Raw genomic sequence first — 18,308 nt, 5'->3', positions numbered from 1 at the left:
GGCCCCTAGCGCTAGCGCGCGAAGCGCTTCGCGCCGGCCACGCAGCCGATCACCGCCACCGTGACCAGCAGCAGGCCCAGGCTGACCTGCTCATGCAGCAGGCCCGCCGCCAGCGCCAAACCAAAGAACGGTTGCAGCAACTGCAACTGGCCGACCGCAGCGATGCCACCCTGGGCCAGGCCGCGATACCAGAACACAAAGCCGATCAACATGCTGAACACTGCGACGTAACCCAGGCTCAGCCAGGCCGGCAGGCTGATGCCGGTGAACGACGCGGGCGCCAGCAGCCAGCTCAACGGCGCGACGACGGGCAGCGACATTACCAGGGCCCAGCAAATCACCTGCCAGCCACCCAGGCTGCGCGACAGCTTGGCGCCTTCGGCATAGCCCAGGCCGCAGACCAGCACCGCCAACAGCATCAGCAGGTCCCCGGCGGGCGCAGCGCTCAGGCCCTGGGCGAAGGCGTAAGCCATCACCAGCGCGCTGCCCAGCCCCGAAAACAACCAGAACACCGGTCGCGGCCGCTCGCCGCCGCGCAGCACGCCGAAGATCGCCGTCGCCAGCGGCAGCAGGCCGATAAACACAATGGAGTGCGCGGAGGTCACGTATTGCAGCGCCAGCGCCGTGAGCAGCGGGAAACCGATCACCACGCCGAACGCGACGATGGCCAAGGGCGCCCATTGCGGGCGGGTGGGGCGTTTTTCGCGGAACCACCGCAACAGGCACAGCCCCAGGATGGCCGCGAGCGTCGCGCGGATCATGGTCAGGAACACCGGGTCGAATTCCATCACCGCCAGGCGCGTGGCCGGCAGCGAACCGCTGAAGATCACCACGCCAATAAAACCGTTGATCCAGCCTTGGGTGCTGCTGTCCAGTGTGCCGAAAGGCGAGGTGCGTTCCATGGGGGGATGTCCGTAAAAGGGAAGTTGCGTGCCCGGCATCCTAGGGCTGAAGATTGAGGCAATCAAAAAATTGTCATGGATACATCGCCAATGCCGCGCGCCCGCTACAAGTCGCTGGTCGATACCTTCGCCGAGGCCATTCGTGCGGGCAAAATGCCGCCCGGCACGCGCCTGCCCACGCACCGCCAACTCGCCGCCGAGTATGGCCTGGCGCTGGTCACCGCGAGCCGCGTGTACGCCGAGCTGGAGGCGATGGGGCTGGTCAGTGGTGAAACCGGGCGTGGCACTTTTGTGCGCGAACTGGCGTTACCGCCGGGCCAGGGCAGTGGGCAGATGCCCGTCGCGGCGGGCATGCTCGACTTGAATTTCAACTACCCCTCATTGCCCGGCCAGGCCGAGCTTTTGCGTGGCGCGCTGCGCCAGTTGGCGTTATCCGGCGACCTGGAAGCGCTGTTGCGTTACCAGCCCCATGCCGGCCGCCTGCATGAACGCGCGGCAGTCGCGCAGCACCTGTTGCAGCGCGGGCTGGCGGTGCAGGCCGAACAGGTATTGCTGGTCAGCGGAGCCCAGCACGGCTTGGCGGTAACCCTGATGGCGCTGCTCAAACCTGGCGATGTGATCGCCGTCGACGCATTGACCTATTCGGGCTTCAAGGTATTGGCCGAGACCCTGCACCTGGAGATCGTCGCGATCCCGTCCACTGCCATCGGCCCGGACCTCGATCACCTGCAGGCCCTGTGCCGCAAGCGGCCGGTGCGCGCGGTCTACAGCATGCCGACCCTGCATAACCCGCTGGGCTGGGTGATGAGCCTGGCGCAGCGCGAGCGCCTGGTGGCGATTGCGCGAGAGCACCACTTGATGATCATCGAGGACGCCGCCTACGCCTTCCTGGCCGAACACGCACCGCCGCCGCTGGCGAGCTTGGCGCCTGAATGCACGGTGTACGTCGGTGGGTTTTCCAAAAGTGTCGCCACCGGCTTGCGCGTCGGTTTTATCGCGGCGCCCCTGGCTTGGGTCAAGGTATTGGAGCGCACCGTCATGGCCACCACCTGGAACGTGCCGGGGGTGATGAGTGCGATCGCCGTGGCCTGGATTGAAGATGGCACCGTCGCGCAGTTGGAGGCGCAAAAACGCGCAGATGCCCAGGCGCGGCAAGCTTTGGCTGCGCAAGTGCTGACGGGGCTGAGCTATATCAGCCATCCCTCGTCGTATTTTTTGTGGCTGCCGCTGGCCGAAGATACCCGTGCCGATCAGGTGGCCATGACCTTACAGCGCGAGGGTATTGGCGTTTCCACCGCCGAGCCGTTTGCCGTCTCGGCCCATGTGCCCCACGCGCTGCGCCTGGCCTTGGGGTCGGTGTCGATGACGGCGCTGCGTGAGGCGTTGCTCAAGGTGCGCAAAGTAGTGCAATGGTGAGCCGTGGCTGAGCGGCTCACCGACAAGGGTCAGTATTTGTAGGCCTGGCGACCGATCAGCAGCCATTGGCCTTTCTGCTTCTGCCAGACCTGGAAGTTATCGATATCGGTCGGCACTTCGACGCCACTGTTCACCGCCAGGGCGTGAAAGTGGTTGCGCACCAGGGCGGTATCGCCGTTCAGGGTGATGGTCTGGTTTTGCATTTCCAGGGTCTTGAACGCGCTCTTGTGAGTTTCCAGGTCTTCGATGAACTGCGCTTTGTTCTGCACCTTGCCGCTGGAATGGCCGTAGGTGAGGGTGTCTGCGGTCAGCGCATGCAGTTGCTTGAGGTCCAGGTGCAACATAGCCTGGGTCAGTTGGTCGACCGCCTGGGCTACTTCCTTCTCGGCGGGCGCTGGTGCAGCCGCGACGTAGCCGGAGAACAGGCACAGGAAAGCGATCAGCACTTTGAGATTTTGCATGGGGAGTCCTTATTGTTGTTGGGGATCGACATGATGAGGTCTGTCGTCGTACAACCATGCAATAAATCGGCAGGGGAAGGAAAGGGGGTTCTTGAAATATTTTGAAATTACTTATCTACCGACGTGGAACTCGGCTGAACCTGTGGGAGGGGGCAAGCCCTAATGCCAGTCAGTTAAGGCGACACCGAACCTGTGGCGAGGGAGCTTGCTCCCGCTGGACTGCGCAGCAGTCCCATTGTTTGGGGCCGCTTCGCGCCCAGCGGGAGCAAGCTCCCTCGCCACAAGTTAGTTCTCGCTCCTGCTACTTCTTAACTGACCGGCATTAGGGCAAGCCCACTCCCACATGGGTCGGTAATCAGCCGGCTGACAACGGCGGTGTACGCGGTGGAATCATGCGTTTGCTGCCGGTGGCTTCGTACGCTGACGCAAAGCGCAACAGCGCCGAATCGTCATACGCCCGCCCGGCAAATGTCAGCCCGACCGGCATGCCGATATCGGCCATCACGCCCATCGGCACGGTGACCGTGGGCACGCCAAGGTGGCGAATGGCGAGGTTGCCGTTGGCCACCCACACGCCATTGCTCCAGGCGATATCGGCGGAGGCTTCGTTGACATCGGCATCGGCCGGGCCAACGTCGGCCACGGTGGGGAACAGCACCGCGTCGAGCCCCAGGCGGTCCATCCAGTCTTCCAGGTCCAGCCGGCGGGTTTGCTCGAGGCCGCGCAAGCCGTCGGGCAAGCTGCTGATCTCGTTCCATGGCGTGATGCCGCGCTGGGCCATGCGCACGTATTCGTCCATGCCGGCGGCCAGGTCGTCTTCGCGGTTGGGCAGGGTGCCGGGGTCGTGGGGAAAGATCTTCGGCCCATCCACATCTGCCAGGCGGTTCAACGCCGGGTCGCCGTTGGCACGCAAAAAGTCATCGAACGCCCAGGCCGACAATTCCCACAGTTCATCGTGGAGGAATTGCCGGGACACCAGGCCACGGTTGAACACCGTGGGCGCGCCGGGGCGGTCGCCTTCGCAATTGGACACCAGTGGGAAATCCACTTCGATGACTTCGGCGCCTGCGGCTTCCAGGGCGTGGCGTGCGGCTTGCCACAGCTCGATCACCGAGGCGCGGGTGTGGATTTTCTGCCCGGTCGGGCCGCCGATTCCGGGTTTTTCGCTGGTGCCGGCCTCAGGGTCGGCGTTGATGTACATGCGCGGCACACCGAAGCGTTTGCCGGCCAGGGCCGCGCTGCCCACCGCCAGTTCGGCGTAAGACGCCGGGCGCACCGAACTGACGCTGGGGATCGGCACCCAGGGTTGCAGGCGCCACAGGTCGCCACGGGTGTGCGGGTCTTCGGCGACCACCACGTCAAGCACTTCCAGCAGGTCGGCCATGGTGCGCGCATAGGGCACCACCACGTCCATGGTCGGGGTCAGCGGCCAGTTGCCGCGTACCGAAATCACCCCACGCGACGGCGTGTACGCACACAAGCCGTTGTTGGAGGCCGGGCCGCGTCCGCTCGACCAGGTTTCTTCGGCCAGGCCAAACGCGGCGAAACTTGCCGCCGTGGCCGTGCCGGCGCCGTTGGACGAACCCGAGGCGAACGGTGCGGTGAGGTAATCGGCGTTATACGGGCTTTCGGCGCGGCCATAGACGCCGCGCTGCATGCCGCCGTTGGCCATGGGCGGCATATTGGTCTTGCCCAGGCAGATGGCCCCGCCAGCGCGCAAACGCTCGATGGTGAAGGCATCACGCTGGGCGACCAGCTTGGCGAACGCCGGGCTGCCGGACGCGGCGGTGAGACCCTTGACCAGGTAACTGTCCTTGGCCGTATAGGGAATGCCATCCAGCGGCCCCAGCGTCTGGCCTTTTGCCCGGCGTGCATCGGACGCCTCGGCTTCCTGCAAGGCCTCGGGGTTGTGCACCACCACGGCGTTCAGCGCGGTGGCGGTCTGCGGGCCGTCATAGGCGTCGATCCGCGCCAGGTAGGCCTGCACCAGTTCAACGGCGCTGGTCTGGCCGGATTCAAGCGCAGCGCGCAATTGGGCAATGGAGACTTCGGTAACTTGCATCAGGTTTTTTTCGCCGCCTTCAAGTGGAGGTATGGCGGCAGTCTACGTACAGATATTTCTCAGTGCCAGCTTACTGCTAAGGTAAGCAGCCTGATGATTCACATTGCACTCCAAGGAGGAGAACATGCCCAGACCCTATATCGCCCTGGCCGGTTTGCTCGGGTTTTCGTTGTACACCGTGGCGACCATGTTAACGGCCGAGCAATCGCTCATTGCGTTTGGGCAGCAATTGTTGTCGCGGCCAGATACGGCGCAGGTGGTGATTGACCTGTACCTGATGGCGATACTGGCATGTGTGTGGATGTACCGGGATGCGCGGGGACGGGGGCGCTCTGTGGCGTCGTTGATTCCCTATTTCCTGCTGACGGCGGTATTCGTGTCGATAGGGCCGCTGCTGTATATCGTCGTCAATGGTTTTACGCGACGCACCTGACGACAAAATACCAATGTGGGAGGGGGCTTGCCCCCGATGGCGGTGGTTCAGTCACATCCTCTATAACTGACATACCGCCATCGGGGGCAAGCCCCCTCCCACATTGTTTAAGCGTCTCCCGCCTGGACAGCGGCAGGCTCACACGCCTTTGGTCGACGGCAACAATATCGTCAGGACGCCCGCCAACGGCAGGAACGAACAGAGCTTGTAGACGTATTCGATACCGTGGCTATCGGCGAGCAAGCCCAGCAGTGCTGCGCCGATCCCGCTGAAGCCGAACATCAGGCCGAAGAAGATCCCGGCGATCATACCGACATTGCCCGGCACCAGTTCCTGGGCGAACACCACGATGGCCGAGAACGCCGAGGCGATGATGAAACCAATGACCACGCTGAGTACGGCAGTCCAGAACAGGTCGACATAGGGCAGGGCGAGGGTGAACGGTGCGGCGCCAAGAATCGAAAACCAGATGACTGTCTTGCGCCCGATCTTGTCGCCGATCGGCCCGCCGGCGAAGGTGCCCACGGCCACCGCGCCGAGGAACAGGAACAGGTACATTTGGGAGTTGGCGACCGACAGCTGGAATTTTTCGATCAAGTAGAACGTGAAGTAGCTGGTCAGGCTGGTCATGTACCAATATTTGGAGAACACCAGCAGTGCCAGCACCACTAGGGCAAAGGTCACCCGGCCTTTGGACAGGCCATGGGTCGGTTTGCCGCCTTGCTTGAGCTTGAACAGGTTGAGGTGGTGGCGGTACCAGCGGCTCAAGCCGTACAGCACCAGGATCGCGAACACCGCGAACAGGCCGAACCAGGCGATATGGCTCTGGCCGTAGGGAATGATGATGGCCGCCGCCAGCAGTGGGCCGAAGGCGCTGCCGGTGTTGCCGCCGACCTGGAACGTCGATTGCGCCAGGCCATAGCGGCCGCCGGAGGCCAGGCGTGCCACGCGGGACGTTTCCGGGTGGAACGTTGACGAACCGACACCGACCAGCGCCGCCGCCAGCAAAATCAGCGGGAAGCTGCCGACAAACGCCAGCATCAGAATACCGATCAAGGTGCAGACCATGCCCGCCGGCAGCAGCCAGGGCTTGGGATGACGGTCGGTGTGGTAGCCGATCCAGGGTTGCAGCAGCGATGCGGTGAGTTGGAAGGTCAGGGTGATCAGGCCGACCTGGGTAAACGTCAGGCCGTAGTTGGCCTTGAGCATTGGGTAGATCGACGGCAGCACGGCCTGGATCAGGTCGTTGATCAGATGCGCCAGGGCGCAGGCGCCGAGCACGCGCATGACCAAAGGGCTGACCTGAGGCGTCGCGGTGGCAGCGGCGGGTGTCGCGGTGAGGGTCGACATGCAGGCATTCCATACAAGGCAGCGAACAGGGGCCGACACTACTTGAGCGGGCGGCCCATTTCTAATTATTTCGGGAGCCATGCTAGAGTCGACGCAAATGCCTGTCTCGCGCAATTCGGGCGTAATTCATCGCAAAAAGGGCGAAATCATCAAATCCCTCGACAAATTCCTGCAAGAGATCGATGAAGGCGATTGGGCCGTCATCAGCTCGGCCACTGACTACCCGGAAAACTGGGTGATTCCCGAGCACAGCCACAACAAGCATCAACTGCTCTACGCTATTGGCGGCGTGATGGTGGTGTATTCGGCGCTGAACCAGTGGACCGTGCCGCCCAATCGCGGGTTCTGGATGCCCTGTGGCCAGGTGCATGCGCTGCGTTGCGTGGGCACCTTGAAAATGCGCAGCGTATTCGTGCGTCCGGACAGCTTTCCGGACCTGCCGACCGAGCCGAAGACGGTGACGGTGTCGCCGCTGCTGAGTGAATTGATCAAAGTTTCGGTCAGCTTGAAACCGCCCTTTGCCGAGGATTCGCGCGACGCCAGGATCATGCGCCTGATCCTCGATGAGCTGGCTATCCTGCCCGCGCTGCCGTTGTCACTTCCTCAGCCCGCCGACCCGCGCATCAATCACATCTGCCTGACGCTGCAGCAAGACCCGGGCGATGCGTCCACCGTCGCCGATTGGAGCCAGCGCCTGGACCTGGATCAAAAAACCATTCAACGCCTGTTCCGCCGCGAAACCGGCATGACCTTCGGCCAGTGGCGCCAACAGGCCCGTTTGCTGTTGGCGCTGGAGCGCATCGCGGTGGGCGAGAAAATTATCGATGTGGCCCTTGAGTTGGGTTACGAAAGCCCCAGCGCCTTTACCAGCATGTTCAAAAAACAGTTCGGCAAGACGCCGAGTCAGTTTTTCAGCTAACGCTGCTGATAATGCGGGCAGGCCGCGGGCGGCGTGACGCCAGGTAGGCCAGCACGGTGGCGACCACCAGCAAGGCCGCGCTCAGTTCGAAGGTCGCCTGGTAACCGCTCAGGTCGAACGCCACGCCGCCGACCGTGGCGCCTGCGGCAATCGCCAATTGAATGATGGCGACCATCAAGCCACCGCCAGCCTCGGCGTTGTCAGGCGTGGTTCTCGATAACCACGTCCACCAGCCCACCGGCGCGGCGGTCGCCACCAGGCCCCAGCTGCCCAGCAACACGCTGGTCATGAGGGTGGAACTGCCGAACGCCACCAGTGCAAGGGCGATGCCTGCCATGATCAGCGGGATGGCAATCAGCGTCGGGTACAAGTGGTGCTTCAGGAAGCGTTCAATCAGGAACGTCCCGGCCAGGCCCGCCAGGCCGAGCACCAGCAGCATCAACGACAGGGTGGAGACGTCAACCCGGGTCACGCTTTCCAGGAACGGCCGCAGGTAGGTGAACAGCATGAACTGGCCCATGAAGAACACGCTGACGGCCACCATCCCCAGGACTACGGTGGGGTTTTTCATCAGGCTCAGGACATTGCCGGCTTTCGCCTCGGCGTTGTTCTTCAGCGCAGGCAGGCTCACCAGCAGCCACACCAGTGCAATCACGGCCACAGGTACCACACAGAAAAACGCGCCACGCCAGCCGATGATGCCGCCGAGAAAGCTGCCCAGCGGCGCCGCAATCACCGTCGCCAGTGCGTTGCCGCCGTTGACGATGGCCAGGGCACGCGGCACCTGGGCCTGCGGCACCAGGCGCATCGCCGTGGCCGCCGACAGTGACCAGAAGCCGCCAATCGCCACGCCGATCAATGCACGACCGAGCATGAACACCAGATAGTTCGAGGCGAACGCCACCACGCTGCCGGAGACGATCATCAGCAGTGTCAGCGCCATCAGCAGGCGCTTGCGATCCACCCGCGCGGCGATCGAGGCGATCACCAGGCTGGTGAGCAGGGCAAACACCCCGGACACCGAAATGCCCTGGCCGGCCTGGCCTTCGGTGGTGTGCAGGTCGGCGGCCAGGGGTGTCAGCAGGCTTACCGGCATGAATTCGGAAGCGACCAGCGCGAACGCCGCCAGCGACATCGCCAGCACGGCGCCCCAGCGTTGGGTTTGGGATGTAGCAGACATCACTTCAAATAGCCCTGGAAGAAAGTGGTGAGTTTGGCGAACGGGATCAGGTCGACCCGGTCGTAGAGATCGACGTGCCCCGCGTTCGGGATGATCAGCAATTGCTTGGGCTCGGCGGCGCGCTGGAAGGCGTCTTCGCTGAACTCACGGGAGTGCGCGTCGGCCCCGGCAATCAGCAGCAGCGGGCGTGGGGAGATCGTCTCGATGTCGTTGAACGGGTAGAAGTTCATGAACTTCACGTTGCTGGTCAACGTCGGCCGGGTGGTGGTCAGCTTGGAGGCGCCTGGCGGGGTGACTTCGCCGCGCGGGGTGCGGTAGAAATCGTAGAACTCATCGCCCACCGCGTCGCCGGTGAGGGTCTGCGGCGTGCCGCCGGTGTAGACGGTCTCGCCGCCCTGGAACTCGACATAGCGCTGGTTGGCCGCCTGGCGCAACACCTGCTGGCGCTGTTGCAGCGTCACGCCGTGCTTGAGGCCGTTGCGGTTGGCGGCGCCCATGTCGTACATGCTGACGGTCGCTATCGCCTTGATGCGCGGATCGATCTTCGCCGCGCTGATCACGAAGCTGCCGCTGCCACACACGCCGATAGCACCGATGCGTTCACGATCGACCTGGGGGCGGGTGCCGAGGAAGTCCACGGCGGCGCTGAAGTCTTCGGTATAGAGGTCGGGCAGCACCGCGTTGCGCGGCGTGCCGGCGCTTTCGCCCCAGAACGACAGGTCCAGGGACAGCGTGACGAAGCCCTGTTCGGCCATTTTAGTGGCATAGAGGTTGGCGCTTTGTTGCCTGACGGCGCCCATGGGGTGACCGACCACAATGGCCGCGTTTCTGGCACCTGCGGCCAGCTTTTTCGGCATGAACAGCGTGCCCGCGACCGGCATGCCGTACTGATTGTTGAAGGTTACGTTCTCAGCCGTCACCGTGTCGCTTGTGTAGAAATTATCAGCACCTTTGGACATGTCGGCTCCTAATGAAGAAAGGGAGGTCACCAGCAAACCCAGCGCGAGCAAGAGGCGTTTCATAGGGATGTTCCTTGCGAAGTGTCCGAGCATTTTCCCGATGGCGGCCGGGCTTCTGTAGTGCATTTGAGTGGATTACTTGCCTGATCCTCTGAGTTTCACGCTTTGGCGGCGACGCCTGGGGCTGGCGCGGGTAAAGTCCTGCCAACACATTCAGTGAAGCAGTGGAAGGGCCCTATGACGATCCATCAATCGCCGCTGGACGCGCTGATCCAGGCCATCGGCTCGCGCATCCCGGCGCCCGGCGACTACCCCATGCCGATCCCGGGCCTGGGGTTCTATCGGCGTGAACAACCGGCCGCGCCGGTGGTATGCATGGTCGAACCGAGCATCGTGCTGGTGGTACAGGGAGAGAAGCGGTTGTGGGTCGGCGGTGAGGGCTATCCCTACGACACATCGCGATTTCTAGTGACCTCGCTGGATATTCCGGCCAACTCCGAAGTGCTGGTCGCCAGCCCCGAGCAACCGTGCCTGGGGCTGATGTTCAAGCTGGATCTGCGCATGCTCGCCGAGCTGATCGCCCAGGGCGGCCTGCCGCCAACCCGTGAGCGCGCGATGATGAAAGGGGTTGGCATCGGCCGGGTGACGGACGGCATGCTGGCAGCATTCGCGCGCTTGGTGGCATTGCTGGATGAACCTGACGCAATCCCGGTGCTGGCGCCGTTGATCCAGCGCGAGATTCATTACCGGTTATTGAAGAGCGACCAGGCCGGCCGACTGCGCCAGATCTGTTCAGTGGACGGGCAGGGGTATCGGATCGCCAAGGCCATCGATTGGCTGAAATTGAATTTCGACAGCGCGCTGCGCGTGGAAGAATTGGCCGCACGCGTGCAAATGAGCGCGGCAACCTTTCACCATCACTTCCGCCAACTGACTTCGATGAGTCCGCTGCAGTATCAGAAATGGCTGCGCTTGAACGAGGCCAGGCGCTTGATGTTGAACGAGCACCAGGACGTGTCCAGTGCCGCGTTCAAAGTCGGTTATGAAAGCCCGTCGCAGTTCAGCCGTGAGTACAGCCGCCTGTTCGGCGTACCGCCCAAGCGCGACATGGCCGCGCTGCGGGGCAGGGCAGGTGTTACTGATCTGACGGAGTCAAGTTAGCGTAAAAGATGCACCCGATCAGTCGTGCGAACAGGCTCAGGGTTTCTGGCAGGTTGGGGTCGTCGAACAGCATGGCGCGCGAATCCAGCGCGCACAGCGCGCCGAACAGGCGCCCGTCGGGCAGGAAAATCGGCGCGCCGGCATAGCTCTCGATGGCGAATTGCTTGACCACCGGGCGTGCGGCAAAGCGGCCGTCGAGGCTGATCTGCGGGACGAACAAGGCTTGGGGATCGACGCAGAACTCACTGCACAGGGTGGTTTCCAGGTCGAGCACGTCGTCGACATGGATGCCCATCTGCATGGGGTCGTAGGCCGAGCAGACCACCCATTCCAGGTCGGTGAATTTGGCGATGCCGGCGAAGCGCATGCCGGTCAGGCGGGTAACCAGTTTAAGGATGTTGGTGGTCGCTTCGATTTCTGCGATGGCCGCGCGTTCGTCGGCGCTCAGCAGCGATTGGGCAGAGGTGACGCTTGGAATCATTTGAACGCTCCAAAGGCGTGGCCGCAGGCAGCGACCACGCACAGCCAGGTCTTAATTGATCCTTGGGTGCTGCTGCACCAAGTTTTCGCGCTTGGCCTGGAGCGCCGCAATCTCAGCATCGATGTCCTCGATCTTCTGCTCGATATTGTCATGGTGCTCCTGCAACAGTTCCTTGGCTTCTTCCATGTCGGAGGCCGCCGGGGCCGCCCCACGCAGTGGTTTATTGGCAGTTTCCTTCATGGTCAGGCCCGTGACCAGACCGACCACGGCGAATACCATCAGGTAGTAAGCAGGCATGTACAAGTCATTGGTGCTTTCTACCAGCCAGGCCACAGCCGTTGGCGTGATACCGGCGATCAATACCGAGACGTTGAAGGCACTCGCCAGCGCGCTGTAGCGCAGGTGAGTGGGGAACATCGCCGGCAGCGTCGATGCCATCACGCCGATAAAGAAGTTAAGCACAATTGCCAGAATCAGCAGGCCGCTGAAGATCAGCCCGGTCTTGCCGCTGGTAATCAGCATGAACGCCGGGATGGACAAAAACAGCAAACCGATGCTGCCGGCGATGATGAAGGGCTTGCGGCCGATCTTGTCGCTGACAAAGCCAATGAACGGCTGCACGAACAGCATGCCGACCATGATCGCGATGATGATCAGCACACCGCTGTTTTCGGCGTAATGCAGGTTGTGCGACAGGTAGCTGGGCATGTACGTGAGCAGCATGTAGTAGGTCACGTTGGTGGCCGCGACGATACCAATGCAGGTCAGCAGGCTGCGCCAATGCTTGGTGGCGATCTCTTTGAAGGAGACCTTGGGGCCATGGCTGAGGCCTTCGCGGTCACCCTGCTCGAGTTTTTCGACGTGTTGCTGGAACGCCGGAGTCTCTTCCAGCGCGTGGCGCAGGTACAGGCCGATGATGCCCAAAGGCAGGGCCAGGAAGAACGGCAGGCGCCAGCCCCAGGCCTCGAAATCCGCCTCGCCGAGCACAGTGGAAATCAATACCACCACGCCGGCGCCCAGTACGAAGCCGGCAATCGAGCCGAAGTCCAACCAACTGCCGAGGAACCCGCGCTTGCGGTCCGGGGCGTATTCGGCGACGAAAATCGACGCGCCGGTGTACTCGCCGCCCACCGAGAAACCCTGGGCCATTTTGCACAACAGCAACAGGATCGGTGCCCAGATGCCAATGGACGCGTACCCCGGAATCAGGCCGATGGCGAAGGTGCTCAGGGACATGATCACGATAGTGGCAGCGAGGACTTTCTGTCGTCCGTACTTGTCACCCAGAGCGCCGAAGAACAGACCGCCCAGCGGACGGATCAGGAAGGGCACCGAGAAGGTGGCCAGTGCCGCGATCATTTGTACGCTGGGGGACGCGTCGGGGAAGAACACCTTGCCCAGCACATAAGCGACAAACCCATAGACGCCAAAGTCGAACCATTCCATGGCGTTGCCCAGTGCGGCGGCGGTGATTGCCTTGCGCATCTTGTTGTCGTCGACAATGGTGATGTCGTTCAAACCGATGGGTTTGACGCGTTTCTTACGTAATTTCATGCGGGCCACTCTAGAAGCTGAACGGGAGGCGCCATCGCCGCGATGGCACCGCTCTGTCACTTCAGATACAAGCGGACACTAAATAATTCACCCACTGGGCTACTTTTTCTCGAATTAGCCAAAATGTCGTGATCCATGCCACCCGGCAGTGCGCGTATCCAAGCGTTAACGAAACTCTAATGTGGGAGGGGGCTTGCCCCCGATGAGGGGCTGTCAATGAATGCATCTGCTGCTGACCCACCGCCATCGGGAGCAAGCCCCCTCCCACATTGTCCAGTGCTGTGCATGACAGAGGTGTGTCTTTGCTGGTTACACTGGGCTCGCAGCGTTATGCCGCCAATAGGGACGTCATTTATATGCCAAACAACCATTCACGCCTCATCTACCGCCAACCACAGCCTGCTGACGTGCGGCGATTATTCGCCATCTACAGCGACCCCCAGACCAACCTGTTCAACCCCGCCGGCCCCATGGTCAGTGTTGATGATGCTCAGCGCGTGCTGGAGCGCTGGCTCGACCAATGGTCTGCCCTGGGCTACGGCTGGTGGGCGGTTGCACGGCGTGAGGCTCCCGAACACATCATCGGCTTCGGCGGCATTGCGCCGCTCAACTACCTGACAGTGCCGCGCATCAACCTCGGCTATCGCTTCGCCGTCGAAGCCTGGGGGCAGGGCTATGCCACCGAGGTGGGGCGCGATGCCTTGGTGCTGGCATTCGAAACACTGGGCCTACCGGAGGTTTTCGGGTTGGTACGACCGGAGCACGCCGCGTCGATCCGCGTGTTGGAAAAGATCGGCATGCAGCCATTCGGCCTGCTCGATGATGTGCCCGGCCAAGCACCCAGCAGGGTAATGCGCGTTTGTCATCCTACAACCGCCTCAGCCTGACAGTTTTCACACCCCTGTAAATCCTCGTCCATAGCAATCTTTCAGATTGACACTGCCCAGGCAGCCCGATATAAAAGCCACAGTTGTACGACGACATATGACGTTACATATGTCCTACCTAACAAAAATAAAAAGTGATGCCATGAATCTGAACGAGCCCATCAGTGCCCATCGTGTCGGCCAGGCGGTCGGCAGCTATCGCTGGACGATCTGCGCGATGCTGTTTTTCGCCACTACCGTCAACTACCTCGACCGCCAGGTGCTTAGCCTGTTGGCGCCGCAGTTGTCCACGCAATTTGGCTGGAGCAACACCGATTACGCCAACATCGCGGCGGTGTTCCAGTTTGTCTACGCGATTTCCATGCTGTTTGCCGGGCGGTTTGTCGACAAGATCGGCACCAAGGCCGCCTACGTCGTGGCGATTGGCATCTGGTCCACCGGCGCGATCATGCATGCCTTCTCGGTGCAGATGGGCGAGGGCCTTGCGGCGGTCAGCACTGCCGTCGGGCTGGCGGTGATTCCGGTGTCGATTGCCGGTTTCATGCTGTCACGCGCGGTGCTGGCGATTGGCGAGGCGGGCAACTTTCCCATTGCGATCAAGGCCACGGCCGAGTACTTCCCCAAGAAAGAGCGTTCGTTCGCCACCGGGATCTTCAATTCGGGCGCCAACGTAGGTGCGATTTTGGCGCCCATCTGTGTGCCATTGATCGCCGGGATGTGGGGCTGGGAAGCGGCTTTCATGGTCATCGGCATGCTGGGCTTCGTGTGGGTGGCTGTGTGGGCCGCCGTGTACGAAAAACCTGAGCAGCAAAAACGCCTGTCGGCCGAAGAACTGGCCTACATTCGCAGCGACCAGACCGTACAACCCTTCACGCCATTGGCTGCGGGCGCAACACCGAAAAAAGTCTCGTGGTTCAAATTGCTGACCTATCGCCAGACCTGGGCCTTTGCCTTCGGCAAGTTCATGACGGACGGCGTCTGGTGGTTTTTCCTGTTCTGGCTGCCCACTTACCTGTCGGCGCAATACGGCATGAAGGGCGCCGACATCGTGATGCCGCTGGCCGTGCTGTACAGCATGACCATGGTCGGCAGTATCGGGGGTGGCTGGTTTCCCAGTTACTTCATGGCACGGGGCGACGCGCCCTATGATGGCCGCATGAAAGCCATGCTGGTAATCGCGCTGTTCCCGCTGGTGGTGTTGCTGGCGCAGCCGTTGGGCTACATCAGCTTCTGGGTCCCGGTGTTGCTGATCGGCGTGGGCGCCTCGGCACACCAGGCGTGGTCGTGCAATATCTTCACCACGGTATCGGACATGTTCCCGCAGAAAACCGTCGCTTCGGTGGTCGGTATCGGCGGCATGGCGGGGGGCTTGGGCGGGGTGGTAATGACCAAGATCGGCGGCTGGGTGTTCGACTACTACAAATCCATCAACGACATCCACACCGGCTACATGATCATGTTTGCGATCTGTGCCCTGGCGTACCTGGTGGCGTGGAGCGTGATGAAGACGCTGGTGCCGCGTCATAAGGAAATCACCGACCTCTGAGGGAGTATGCCGGAGCGGGCAAGCCGCTCCGGCAATGTCGGTTTATCGATTACGCGTTACCCGCCACACTGTGTTGGCCAAGTCATCGGCAATGATCAGCGCGCCTTTCGGGTCCACCGTCACACCGACCGGGCGACCACGGGTCTTGCCATCATCCCCGCGAAAACCGGTGGCGAAGTCCACAGGCTCGCCAGCCGGTTTGCCGTTGCTGAACGGTACGAAGATCACCTTGTAGCCCACCGGATTATCGCGGTTCCAACTGCCGTGTTCGCCAACGAATACGCCGTCGGCGAATTTTTCGCCCATGGCCGGGATGGAGAAATCCACACCGAGTGCGGCAACGTGCGAGCCGAGGCTGTAATCCGGCTTGATCGCCGCAGCCACTTTGGCCGGGTTCTGCGGTTGCGCACGCGGGTCGACGTTCTGGCCCCAGTAGCTATAAGGCCAGCCGTAGAAGGCGCCTTCGCGCACCGAGCTGAGGTAATCCGGCACCAGGTCCGGGCCCAGTTCATCGCGCTCGTTGACCACCGTCCACAGCTGCCCCGAACCCGGTTGGATGGTCAGCGCGGTCGGGTTGCGCAGGCCGGTGGCATAGGGCTTGTGCGCACCGGTCGCGGCGTCGATCTGCCAGACCATCGCCCGGTCGATTTCCACTTCCATGCCGCGCTCGGTGATGTTGCTGTTGGAGCCGATCCCGACATAGAGCTGGCGACCGTCCTCGCTCACCGCCAGGGATTTGGTCCAGTGGTGATTGATCTGCGCCGGCAGGTCGGTGACCTTGACCGGAGCGCCGCTGGCTTTGGTCTGGCCGTCGGCATAGTCGAAGCGCACCAGCGCGTCCTGGTTGGCCACGTAGATTTTCCCATCGGCGTAAGCCAAGCCATAGGGCGCGTTGAGGTTGTCGGCGAACACGGTCTTGAGTTCATAAGTGCCGTCACCATCGGCATCGCGCAACAACGTGATGCGGTTGCCGCTCTTGACCTTGGTATTGCCCTCGGCCTTGATCAGGCTGGCGATCACGTCCTTGGGCTTGAGCTTGGCCGCACTGCCGCCACGGCCTTCGGCGACGAGGATATCGCCGTTGGGCAGTACCAGGGTCTGGCGCGGGATGGCGAGGTCGGTGGCGATCGCCGTGATGCTGTAGCCCTCGGGTACCTTGGGCTTCTGGTCGCCCCAGGCGACGGGCTCGGCGATCTTCATGCTCGGCAGCAGGCTGCTTTGTTGGGCCGGTAACTTGGGGTCGGGGCCGTGGACCTGAGTCTTGTCGCCTTCGCCGCCGCACGCGGCCAGCAGCAACGCTGCGCTTAACAGGGTCAAGGTGTGGGTGGTTTTCATTGGGCAGCTCCCGAACGCAGGTTAGTCAGGCCGATCCACGTCGCCACCATCGCCAGCAGCGTGACGATCACTGACAGCACCAGGCCGGTCGGCATCATGGCGTAGGCATCCTTGGCATGCTGGAAGGCGTTGATCAGCCCCAGCACCCAAGCGGCCAACAACACCAGAAAGTAAGCGGCAGGGCGCCCGGCCTTGCGTTCGGCGCGCAGCAGATTGACCAGGGCGAATAACAGGGCAAACCCACTGAACACCAACGCACCGGCGATCAGCCAGGAGGCGAAATTGGCCCACTGAATCTGGTAGGTCTGGCCGTAGGCAATGTCACTGAGCGTGGCGCCGAGGAACAGCGGCACGCTGCCGGCGAGCAAGGTCGCATGCAGCGGGCCTGGCGTGCAGCGGTAGGCGGGAAGGGTAGTCATGGGGGATGCAGCTCCTTATCGTTCGGCACGCCTGGCTAGGCGTGCGATGACTTTGCATAGGCTTTGCACATAGGCTTTGCATAGGAAAGGAACGCGCTGTTTGTGAGAAAGTTCACCGAAGGTTCGTGTCGGGATGTTTTTCGAACCCTTGCCCGCCGGATTCACCTAAGCCTCTAACCATCATTGCTTATTACAGGCGTTCCCATGACCCACCCGCGCATCGGCTTTGCATGCCAGTACAAGCATCCCGAACGACTGCCTTCGGCCAGTGCCTTGAAGCTGATCGAAGGCCCGTTCAACCCGCGTACCACTACGTTGCGCTGGATGAAAAGCGTCGAGCCCAAGGTGGCGCGGGATAAATTGGTCGAAGTGGTCACTCACAACCTCGCCGCCCAATTGCGCCTGCTGGCCTACGTCGCCGAGCTGCCGCCGACTTTGCGCATGCTGCGCCTGAGCAGTGACCTGTTGCCGTTTTACAGCCACCCTGACGTTGCCGCTGTGTATCAGGACCCGGCGATCCAGCGCCAATTGCAGGAAGGGTCTGCCGCCATCGGCGAGCTGGCGCGGGCGTCGGATATCCGCCTGTCGTTTCATCCCGGCCAGTACTGTGTGCTGGCCTCGGAAAACCCTGGCGTGGTGGAGAACAGCCTGGCCGAATTCGAGTACCACGCCGACATGATCCGCATGATGGGTTACGGCCGCCGCTTCCAGGACCTCAAGTGCAACGTGCACATCGCCGGGCGCCTGGGTGTCGAAGGCACGCGGGCGGTGTGGTCGCGCCTGTCCGAAGTGGCGCGCAACTGCATCACCTTCGAGAATGATGAGAAAACCTACGGCCTGGACCATTGCCTGCAAGTCGCCGACCTGGCGCCGGTGGTACTGGACATTCACCATTGCTGGATCAACGAAGACCACTACATCGACCCAGATTCCCCACGCGTCGCCCAAGTCATCGACAGCTGGCGCGGCGTTCGGCCCACGATGCATTACTCCCAGCCCCCGGAAAGCCTGCAGGCCCTGGGCTTTGACACCGAGCACAAACTGGAAATGGCGGCCTTGTTGAAAGTGGTGTCCAAGCGCGACCTCTACGCCCACAGCGCGCAAATGTGGAACCGCTGGACCAACGACTATGCACTGCAGTTTCTGGATCGCTTCGACATCATGCTCGAAGCCAAGGACAAGAACATCGCCGCCCTGGCGTTCTATACGTATTGGCAGCACCGATCCGCCTGAAACATGGCAT

General features: G+C 62.1%; 17 protein-coding genes. 7 read left to right on the top strand and 10 right to left on the bottom strand.

The features are described from left to right. Nucleotides 1-11: 11 nt before the first annotated feature. Nucleotides 12-902: a DMT family transporter gene (locus tag C4J89_RS14745; RefSeq protein ID WP_124414847.1), complete on the bottom strand. Its 891-nt coding sequence runs from the start codon at nucleotides 900-902 to the stop codon at nucleotides 12-14. A 90-nt stretch (nucleotides 903-992) separates the two neighbouring features. On the opposite strand from C4J89_RS14745, the gene C4J89_RS14740 reads away from it, so the two are divergent. Next, entirely contained in the window at nucleotides 993-2,318 is a 1,326-nt protein-coding gene (locus C4J89_RS14740) for a PLP-dependent aminotransferase family protein (RefSeq protein WP_124414846.1), read from the top strand. Nucleotides 2,319-2,347: 29 nt separating this feature from the next. Here C4J89_RS14740 and C4J89_RS14735 read toward each other — a convergent pair whose 3' ends face one another. Continuing rightward, nucleotides 2,348-2,779 carry a nuclear transport factor 2 family protein gene (locus C4J89_RS14735; RefSeq protein ID WP_124414845.1) on the bottom strand — a complete coding sequence of 144 codons (432 nt, stop codon included), beginning with the start codon at nucleotides 2,777-2,779 and terminating at the stop codon, nucleotides 2,348-2,350. 355 nt (nucleotides 2,780-3,134) lie between these two features. Then, on the bottom strand, nucleotides 3,135-4,844 hold the full coding sequence (locus tag C4J89_RS14730; protein WP_124414844.1) for an amidase: 1,710 nt from the start codon (nucleotides 4,842-4,844) through the stop codon (nucleotides 3,135-3,137). A gap of 121 nt (nucleotides 4,845-4,965) precedes the next feature. On the opposite strand from C4J89_RS14730, the gene C4J89_RS14725 reads away from it, so the two are divergent. After that, nucleotides 4,966-5,274, top strand: coding sequence for a DUF2834 domain-containing protein (locus C4J89_RS14725; protein ID WP_124414843.1), 309 nt, complete (start codon nucleotides 4,966-4,968; stop codon nucleotides 5,272-5,274). A gap of 138 nt (nucleotides 5,275-5,412) precedes the next feature. On the opposite strand, the gene C4J89_RS14720 is transcribed toward C4J89_RS14725, so the two are convergent. Next, complete coding sequence (locus C4J89_RS14720) at nucleotides 5,413-6,624, bottom strand: MFS transporter (RefSeq protein WP_124414842.1); 1,212 nt, start codon at nucleotides 6,622-6,624, stop codon at nucleotides 5,413-5,415. Nucleotides 6,625-6,721: 97 nt separating this feature from the next. Here C4J89_RS14720 and C4J89_RS14715 point away from each other — a divergent pair, with 97 nt between their 5' ends. Beyond that, on the top strand, nucleotides 6,722-7,543 hold the full coding sequence (locus C4J89_RS14715; RefSeq protein ID WP_124363083.1) for a helix-turn-helix domain-containing protein: 822 nt from the start codon (nucleotides 6,722-6,724) through the stop codon (nucleotides 7,541-7,543). Here the strand turns inward: C4J89_RS14715 and C4J89_RS14710 are convergent. Then, entirely contained in the window at nucleotides 7,536-8,723 is a 1,188-nt protein-coding gene (locus C4J89_RS14710) for an MFS transporter (RefSeq protein ID WP_124414841.1), read from the bottom strand. The genes C4J89_RS14715 and C4J89_RS14710 overlap by 8 nt on opposite strands. Continuing rightward, on the bottom strand, nucleotides 8,723-9,745 hold the full coding sequence (locus C4J89_RS14705; protein ID WP_124414840.1) for an alpha/beta hydrolase: 1,023 nt from the start codon (nucleotides 9,743-9,745) through the stop codon (nucleotides 8,723-8,725). Before C4J89_RS14705 ends, C4J89_RS14710 begins: the two co-directional genes overlap by 1 nt. A gap of 174 nt (nucleotides 9,746-9,919) precedes the next feature. Here C4J89_RS14705 and C4J89_RS14700 point away from each other — a divergent pair, with 174 nt between their 5' ends. Further along, a complete protein-coding gene (locus C4J89_RS14700) occupies nucleotides 9,920-10,843 on the top strand; it encodes an AraC family transcriptional regulator (RefSeq protein WP_124370896.1) in 924 nt (307 codons plus the stop codon). Here the strand turns inward: C4J89_RS14700 and C4J89_RS14695 are convergent. Both C4J89_RS14695 and proP read right to left on the bottom strand, forming a co-directional pair. Further along, nucleotides 10,818-11,324, bottom strand: a complete 507-nt coding sequence (locus tag C4J89_RS14695) for a GAF domain-containing protein (protein WP_124363079.1) — start codon at nucleotides 11,322-11,324, stop codon at nucleotides 10,818-10,820. The two genes, C4J89_RS14700 and C4J89_RS14695, sit on opposite strands and share 26 nt — an antisense overlap. A gap of 51 nt (nucleotides 11,325-11,375) precedes the next feature. Further along, nucleotides 11,376-12,878, bottom strand: a complete 1,503-nt coding sequence (proP, locus tag C4J89_RS14690; RefSeq protein WP_124367236.1) for a glycine betaine/L-proline transporter ProP — start codon at nucleotides 12,876-12,878, stop codon at nucleotides 11,376-11,378. A 356-nt stretch (nucleotides 12,879-13,234) separates the two neighbouring features. Between proP and C4J89_RS14685 the strand changes: the two genes are divergently transcribed. Continuing rightward, a complete protein-coding gene (locus tag C4J89_RS14685; protein ID WP_124414839.1) occupies nucleotides 13,235-13,765 on the top strand; it encodes a GNAT family N-acetyltransferase in 531 nt (176 codons plus the stop codon). A 142-nt stretch (nucleotides 13,766-13,907) separates the two neighbouring features. After that, nucleotides 13,908-15,311 carry an MFS transporter gene (locus tag C4J89_RS14680; RefSeq protein WP_124363076.1) on the top strand — a complete coding sequence of 468 codons (1,404 nt, stop codon included), beginning with the start codon at nucleotides 13,908-13,910 and terminating at the stop codon, nucleotides 15,309-15,311. A gap of 42 nt (nucleotides 15,312-15,353) precedes the next feature. Here C4J89_RS14680 and C4J89_RS14675 read toward each other — a convergent pair whose 3' ends face one another. Beyond that, the gene (locus tag C4J89_RS14675; RefSeq protein WP_124414838.1) at nucleotides 15,354-16,646 is read right to left on the bottom strand and encodes a sorbosone dehydrogenase family protein; all 1,293 of its coding nucleotides are present in this window, start codon (nucleotides 16,644-16,646) and stop codon (nucleotides 15,354-15,356) included. Next, nucleotides 16,643-17,065: a DUF2231 domain-containing protein gene (locus C4J89_RS14670; RefSeq protein ID WP_124363074.1), complete on the bottom strand. Its 423-nt coding sequence runs from the start codon at nucleotides 17,063-17,065 to the stop codon at nucleotides 16,643-16,645. Before C4J89_RS14670 ends, C4J89_RS14675 begins: the two co-directional genes overlap by 4 nt. A 204-nt stretch (nucleotides 17,066-17,269) precedes the next feature. Here C4J89_RS14670 and C4J89_RS14665 point away from each other — a divergent pair, with 204 nt between their 5' ends. Continuing rightward, complete coding sequence (locus C4J89_RS14665; RefSeq protein ID WP_124414837.1) at nucleotides 17,270-18,298, top strand: UV damage endonuclease UvsE; 1,029 nt, start codon at nucleotides 17,270-17,272, stop codon at nucleotides 18,296-18,298. The last annotated feature ends 10 nt before the right edge of the window (nucleotides 18,299-18,308 follow it).

The sequence above is a fragment of the Pseudomonas sp. R4-35-07 genome, assembly GCF_003852235.1.
In the GTDB taxonomy this organism is placed as follows: Bacteria; Pseudomonadota; Gammaproteobacteria; order Pseudomonadales; family Pseudomonadaceae; genus Aquipseudomonas.
Note: the sequence above shows the minus strand (reverse complement) of the source record. Positions and strands in the feature narration are given on the sequence as shown.

Coding starts and splice junctions, on each gene's coding strand:
- C4J89_RS14745 (WP_124414847.1), bottom strand. CDS start 902: ATGGAACGCACCTCGCCTTTCGGCACACTGGACAGCAGCACCCAAGGC.
- C4J89_RS14740 (WP_124414846.1), top strand. CDS start 993: ATGCCGCGCGCCCGCTACAAGTCGCTGGTCGATACCTTCGCCGAGGCC.
- C4J89_RS14735 (WP_124414845.1), bottom strand. CDS start 2,779: ATGCAAAATCTCAAAGTGCTGATCGCTTTCCTGTGCCTGTTCTCCGGC.
- C4J89_RS14725 (WP_124414843.1), top strand. CDS start 4,966: ATGCCCAGACCCTATATCGCCCTGGCCGGTTTGCTCGGGTTTTCGTTG.
- C4J89_RS14720 (WP_124414842.1), bottom strand. CDS start 6,624: ATGTCGACCCTCACCGCGACACCCGCCGCTGCCACCGCGACGCCTCAG.
- C4J89_RS14715 (WP_124363083.1), top strand. CDS start 6,722: ATGCCTGTCTCGCGCAATTCGGGCGTAATTCATCGCAAAAAGGGCGAA.
- C4J89_RS14710 (WP_124414841.1), bottom strand. CDS start 8,723: ATGTCTGCTACATCCCAAACCCAACGCTGGGGCGCCGTGCTGGCGATG.
- C4J89_RS14705 (WP_124414840.1), bottom strand. CDS start 9,745: ATGAAACGCCTCTTGCTCGCGCTGGGTTTGCTGGTGACCTCCCTTTCT.
- C4J89_RS14700 (WP_124370896.1), top strand. CDS start 9,920: ATGACGATCCATCAATCGCCGCTGGACGCGCTGATCCAGGCCATCGGC.
- C4J89_RS14695 (WP_124363079.1), bottom strand. CDS start 11,324: ATGATTCCAAGCGTCACCTCTGCCCAATCGCTGCTGAGCGCCGACGAA.
- proP (WP_124367236.1), bottom strand. CDS start 12,878: ATGAAATTACGTAAGAAACGCGTCAAACCCATCGGTTTGAACGACATC.
- C4J89_RS14685 (WP_124414839.1), top strand. CDS start 13,235: ATGCCAAACAACCATTCACGCCTCATCTACCGCCAACCACAGCCTGCT.
- C4J89_RS14680 (WP_124363076.1), top strand. CDS start 13,908: ATGAATCTGAACGAGCCCATCAGTGCCCATCGTGTCGGCCAGGCGGTC.
- C4J89_RS14675 (WP_124414838.1), bottom strand. CDS start 16,646: ATGAAAACCACCCACACCTTGACCCTGTTAAGCGCAGCGTTGCTGCTG.
- C4J89_RS14670 (WP_124363074.1), bottom strand. CDS start 17,065: ATGACTACCCTTCCCGCCTACCGCTGCACGCCAGGCCCGCTGCATGCG.
- C4J89_RS14665 (WP_124414837.1), top strand. CDS start 17,270: ATGACCCACCCGCGCATCGGCTTTGCATGCCAGTACAAGCATCCCGAA.